A 5,293-nucleotide genomic window follows, 5' to 3' on the forward strand; every position below is an offset into this window, starting at 1 on the left:
GTCACGAAAGAAACGACAACGCCGAGCAGAAAAAAACTTTTAAAACTTTTGAAAAAAAGTGTTGACATCAAATCGAAGATTTGATATGATATAAAAGTTGCTGCGAGGTAACACAGTAGACCTTTGAAAACTGAACAAAGTAAGACGAACCAAATGTGTAGGTTGTTTTTACAACGGTAAAAACAAACAACAATTTTTAACAAAAGCGAAGCAATATGCTAGCAAACAAATGAGCTTAACAATCGCAAGATTGTGTTCAACTTTTATTATGAGAGTTTGATCCTGGCTCAGGACGAACGCTGGCGGCGTGCCTAATACATGCAAGTCGAACGCTTCTTTTCTACCGAGTGCTTGCACTCATTTGAAAAGAGGAGTGGCGGACGGGTGAGTAACACGTGGGTAACCTACCCATCAGAGGGGGATAACACTTGGAAACAGGTGCTAATACCGCATAATAGTCGACACCGCATGGTGTTGATTTGAAAGACGCTTTCGGGTGTCACTGATGGATGGACCCGCGGTGCATTAGCTAGTTGGTGAGGTAACGGCTCACCAAGGCCATGATGCATAGCCGACCTGAGAGGGTGATCGGCCACACTGGGACTGAGACACGGCCCAGACTCCTACGGGAGGCAGCAGTAGGGAATCTTCGGCAATGGACGAAAGTCTGACCGAGCAACGCCGCGTGAGTGAAGAAGGTTTTCGGATCGTAAAACTCTGTTGTTAGAGAAGAACAAGTAGGAGAGTAACTGCTCTTACCTTGACGGTATCTAACCAGAAAGCCACGGCTAACTACGTGCCAGCAGCCGCGGTAATACGTAGGTGGCAAGCGTTGTCCGGATTTATTGGGCGTAAAGCGAGCGCAGGCGGTTTCTTAAGTCTGATGTGAAAGCCCCCGGCTCAACCGGGGAGGGTCATTGGAAACTGGGAGACTTGAGTGCAGAAGAGGAGAGTGGAATTCCATGTGTAGCGGTGAAATGCGTAGATATATGGAGGAACACCAGTGGCGAAGGCGACTCTCTGGTCTGTAACTGACGCTGAGGCTCGAAAGCGTGGGGAGCAAACAGGATTAGATACCCTGGTAGTCCACGCCGTAAACGATGAGTGCTAAGTGTTGGAGGGTTTCCGCCCTTCAGTGCTGCAGCTAACGCATTAAGCACTCCGCCTGGGGAGTACGACCGCAAGGTTGAAACTCAAAGGAATTGACGGGGGCCCGCACAAGCGGTGGAGCATGTGGTTTAATTCGAAGCAACGCGAAGAACCTTACCAGGTCTTGACATCCTTTGACCACTCGAGAGATCGAGCTTTCCCTTCGGGGACAAAGTGACAGGTGGTGCATGGTTGTCGTCAGCTCGTGTCGTGAGATGTTGGGTTAAGTCCCGCAACGAGCGCAACCCTTATTGTTAGTTGCCATCATTCAGTTGGGCACTCTAGCGAGACTGCCGGTGACAAACCGGAGGAAGGTGGGGATGACGTCAAATCATCATGCCCCTTATGACCTGGGCTACACACGTGCTACAATGGGAAGTACAACGAGTCGCTAGGCCGCGAGGTCATGCAAATCTCTTAAAGCTTCTCTCAGTTCGGATTGTAGGCTGCAACTCGCCTACATGAAGCCGGAATCGCTAGTAATCGCGGATCAGCACGCCGCGGTGAATACGTTCCCGGGCCTTGTACACACCGCCCGTCACACCACGAAAGTTTGTAACACCCGAAGTCGGTGAGGTAACCCTTGTGGAGCCAGCCGCCTAAGGTGGGATAGATGATTGGGGTGAAGTCGTAACAAGGTAGCCGTATCGGAAGGTGCGGCTGGATCACCTCCTTTCTAAGGAATATTACGGAAACTTACACATTCGTCGACACTTTGTTCAGTTTTGAGAGGTTTACTCTTATAAATAGAAGTTAATCATTAGGTTTTCTTTCTTATTATATGTTTCTCTCAAACGAATTGTTCATTGAAAACTGGATATTGAAGTAAAAAAGTAATCAAAACAAACCGAGAACACCGCGTTGAAGAGTTAATTAACTGTTCGAAGCTTATTTTATTGGTGACGCCTCTATCGCTAGAGAAACGAACCAAACAATTGACCGTAAGGTCATAAGGTTAAGTGAATAAGGGCGCACGGTGGATGCCTTGGCATTAGGAGCCGATGAAGGACGGGACTAACACCGATATGCTTTGGGGAGCTGTAAGTGAGCTATGATCCAGAGATTTCCGAATGGGGAAACCCAACATCTTTTATAGGATGTTACTTGCCAGTGAATACATAGCTGGTTAGAGGTAGACGCAGAGAACTGAAACATCTTAGTACCTGCAGGAAGAGAAAGAAAATTCGATTCCCTGAGTAGCGGCGAGCGAAACGGGAAGAGCCCAAACCAACAAGCTTGCTTGTTGGGGTTGTAGGACTCCGTTGTGGTAGTCTGTCAAGATAGTCGAAGAACCTGGAAAGGTTCGCCAAAGTGGGTAATAGCCCCGTAGACGAAATGTTGGCAACACCTAGGAGGATCCTGAGTACGGCGGAACACGAGAAATTCCGTCGGAATCCGCGGGGACCATCCCGCAAGGCTAAATACTCCCTAATGACCGATAGTGAACCAGTACCGTGAGGGAAAGGTGAAAAGCACCCCGGAAGGGGAGTGAAATAGATCCTGAAACCGTGTGCCTACAACAAGTCAAAGCCCGTTAATGGGTAATGGCGTGCCTTTTGTAGAATGAACCGGCGAGTTACGATTGCATGCGAGGTTAAGGTGAAGAGCCGGAGCCGTAGCGAAAGCGAGTCTGAATAGGGCGAATGAGTATGTAGTCGTAGACCCGAAACCATGTGATCTACCCATGGCCAGGTTGAAGGTGTGGTAAAACGCACTGGAGGACCGAACCCACGTACGTTGAAAAGTGCGGGGATGAGCTGTGGGTAGCGGAGAAATTCCAAACGAACTTGGAGATAGCTGGTTCTCTCCGAAATAGCTTTAGGGCTAGCCTCGGAATTAAGAATGATGGAGGTAGAGCACTGTTTGGACTAGGGGCCCATCTCGGGTTACCGAATTCAGATAAACTCCGAATGCCATTCATTTATATCCGGGAGTCAGACTGCGAGTGATAAGATCCGTAGTCGAAAGGGAAACAGCCCAGACCACCAGCTAAGGTCCCAAAATAACTATTAAGTGGAAAAGGATGTGGGGTTGCACAGACAACTAGGATGTTGGCTCAGAAGCAGCCACCATTTAAAGAGTGCGTAATAGCTCACTAGTCGAGTGACCCTGCGCCGAAAATGTACCGGGGCTAAATAGTTTACCGAAGCTGTGGATTACACCTCTGGTGTAATGGTAGGAGAGCGTTCTAAGGGCGTTGAAGCTAGATCGTGAGGACTAGTGGAGCGCTTAGAAGTGAGAATGCCGGTATGAGTAGCGAAAGACGGGTGAGAATCCCGTCCACCGTATGACTAAGGTTTCCTGGGGAAGGCTCGTCCGCCCAGGGTTAGTCGGGACCTAAGCCGAGGCCGATAGGCGTAGGCGATGGACAACAGGTTGATATTCCTGTACCAGTTGTTTTTGTTTGAGCAATGGAGGGACGCAGGAGGCTAAGGAATGCATGCGACTGGAAGTGCATGTCCAAGCAGTAAGTCTTGAGTAGAGTCAAATGCTTTACTCTGTACGGACAAGCTGTGATGGGGAGGGAAATAATAGTACCGAAGTTCCTGATGTCACACTGTCAAGAAAAGCTTCTAGTGAGAAAACAACTGCCCGTACCGTAAACCGACACAGGTAGTCGAGGAGAGTATCCTAAGGTGAGCGAGCGAACTCTCGTTAAGGAACTCGGCAAAATGACCCCGTAACTTCGGGAGAAGGGGTGCTGACTTCGGTCAGCCGCAGTGAATAGGCCCAAGCGACTGTTTATCAAAAACACAGGTCTCTGCAAAATCGAAAGATGAAGTATAGGGGCTGACGCCTGCCCGGTGCTGGAAGGTTAAGAGGATGGGTTAGCTTCGGCGAAGCTCAGAATTGAAGCCCCAGTAAACGGCGGCCGTAACTATAACGGTCCTAAGGTAGCGAAATTCCTTGTCGGGTAAGTTCCGACCCGCACGAAAGGCGTAACGATTTGGGCACTGTCTCAACGAGAGACTCGGTGAAATTTTAGTACCTGTGAAGATGCAGGTTACCCGCGACAGGACGGAAAGACCCCATGGAGCTTTACTGTAGCTTGATATTGAGTGTTTGTACCACATGTACAGGATAGGTAGGAGCCGATGAACCCGGAACGCTAGTTTCGGTGGAGGCGCTGGTGGGATACTACCCTTGTGTTATGAACCCTCTAACCCGCACCACTTATCGTGGTGGGAGACAGTGTCAGGTGGGCAGTTTGACTGGGGCGGTCGCCTCCTAAAGAGTAACGGAGGCGCCCAAAGGTTCCCTCAGAATGGTTGGAAATCATTCGCAGAGTGTAAAGGCAGAAGGGAGCTTGACTGCGAGACTTACAAGTCGAGCAGGGACGAAAGTCGGGCTTAGTGATCCGGTGGTTCCGCATGGAAGGGCCATCGCTCAACGGATAAAAGCTACCCTGGGGATAACAGGCTTATCTCCCCCAAGAGTCCACATCGACGGGGAGGTTTGGCACCTCGATGTCGGCTCGTCGCATCCTGGGGCTGTAGTCGGTCCCAAGGGTTGGGCTGTTCGCCCATTAAAGCGGCACGCGAGCTGGGTTCAGAACGTCGTGAGACAGTTCGGTCCCTATCCGTCGCGGGCGTTGGAAATTTGAGAGGAGCTGTCCTTAGTACGAGAGGACCGGGATGGACTTACCGCTGGTGTACCAGTTGTTCTGCCAAGGGCATTGCTGGGTAGCTATGTAGGGAAGGGATAAACGCTGAAAGCATCTAAGTGTGAAGCCCACCTCAAGATGAGATTTCCCATTTCTTTAAGAAAGTAAGACCCCTGAGAGATGATCAGGTAGATAGGTTGGAAGTGGAAGTGCAGTGATGTACGGAGCGGACCAATACTAATCGGTCGAGGACTTAACCAAAGAAACGAAATAAAAAAGTATTTTCGGAATGTTTGATTACTACTTCAATCCAGTTTTGAGTGAATAATCACTCAATTGAATAGCAACAACACCCAGTGTGGTGGCGATAGCGAGAAGGATACACCTGTTCCCATGCCGAACACAGAAGTTAAGCTTCTTAGCGCCGATTGTAGTGAAGGGTTTCCCTTTGTGAGAGTAGGACGTCGCCACGCTAAAGTGTTGTCTTGGAGGTTTAGCTCAGCTGGGAGAGCACCTGCCTTACAAGCAGGGGGTCGGCGG

The 5,293-nt window shown here is 49.7% G+C and carries 3 rRNA genes; all 3 read left to right on the forward strand.

Going from position 1 to position 5,293, the window contains the following annotated elements:
- The first annotated feature begins 264 nt into the window (after positions 1 to 264).
- Positions 265 to 1,825 (forward strand): 16S ribosomal RNA (locus JZO69_RS01725).
- A gap of 277 nt (positions 1,826 to 2,102) precedes the next feature.
- Positions 2,103 to 5,014, forward strand: a 23S ribosomal RNA gene (locus JZO69_RS01730).
- A 96-nt stretch (positions 5,015 to 5,110) separates the two neighbouring features.
- Positions 5,111 to 5,226 (forward strand): 5S ribosomal RNA (gene rrf, locus JZO69_RS01735).
- Together the 16S, 23S and 5S rRNA genes form the textbook arrangement of a ribosomal RNA operon.
- Positions 5,227 to 5,293: the final 67 nt, after the last annotated feature.

The sequence above is a fragment of the Candidatus Enterococcus ikei genome (genome assembly GCF_017316105.1).
Taxonomy (GTDB): Bacteria; Bacillota; Bacilli; order Lactobacillales; family Enterococcaceae; genus Enterococcus_L; species Enterococcus_L ikei.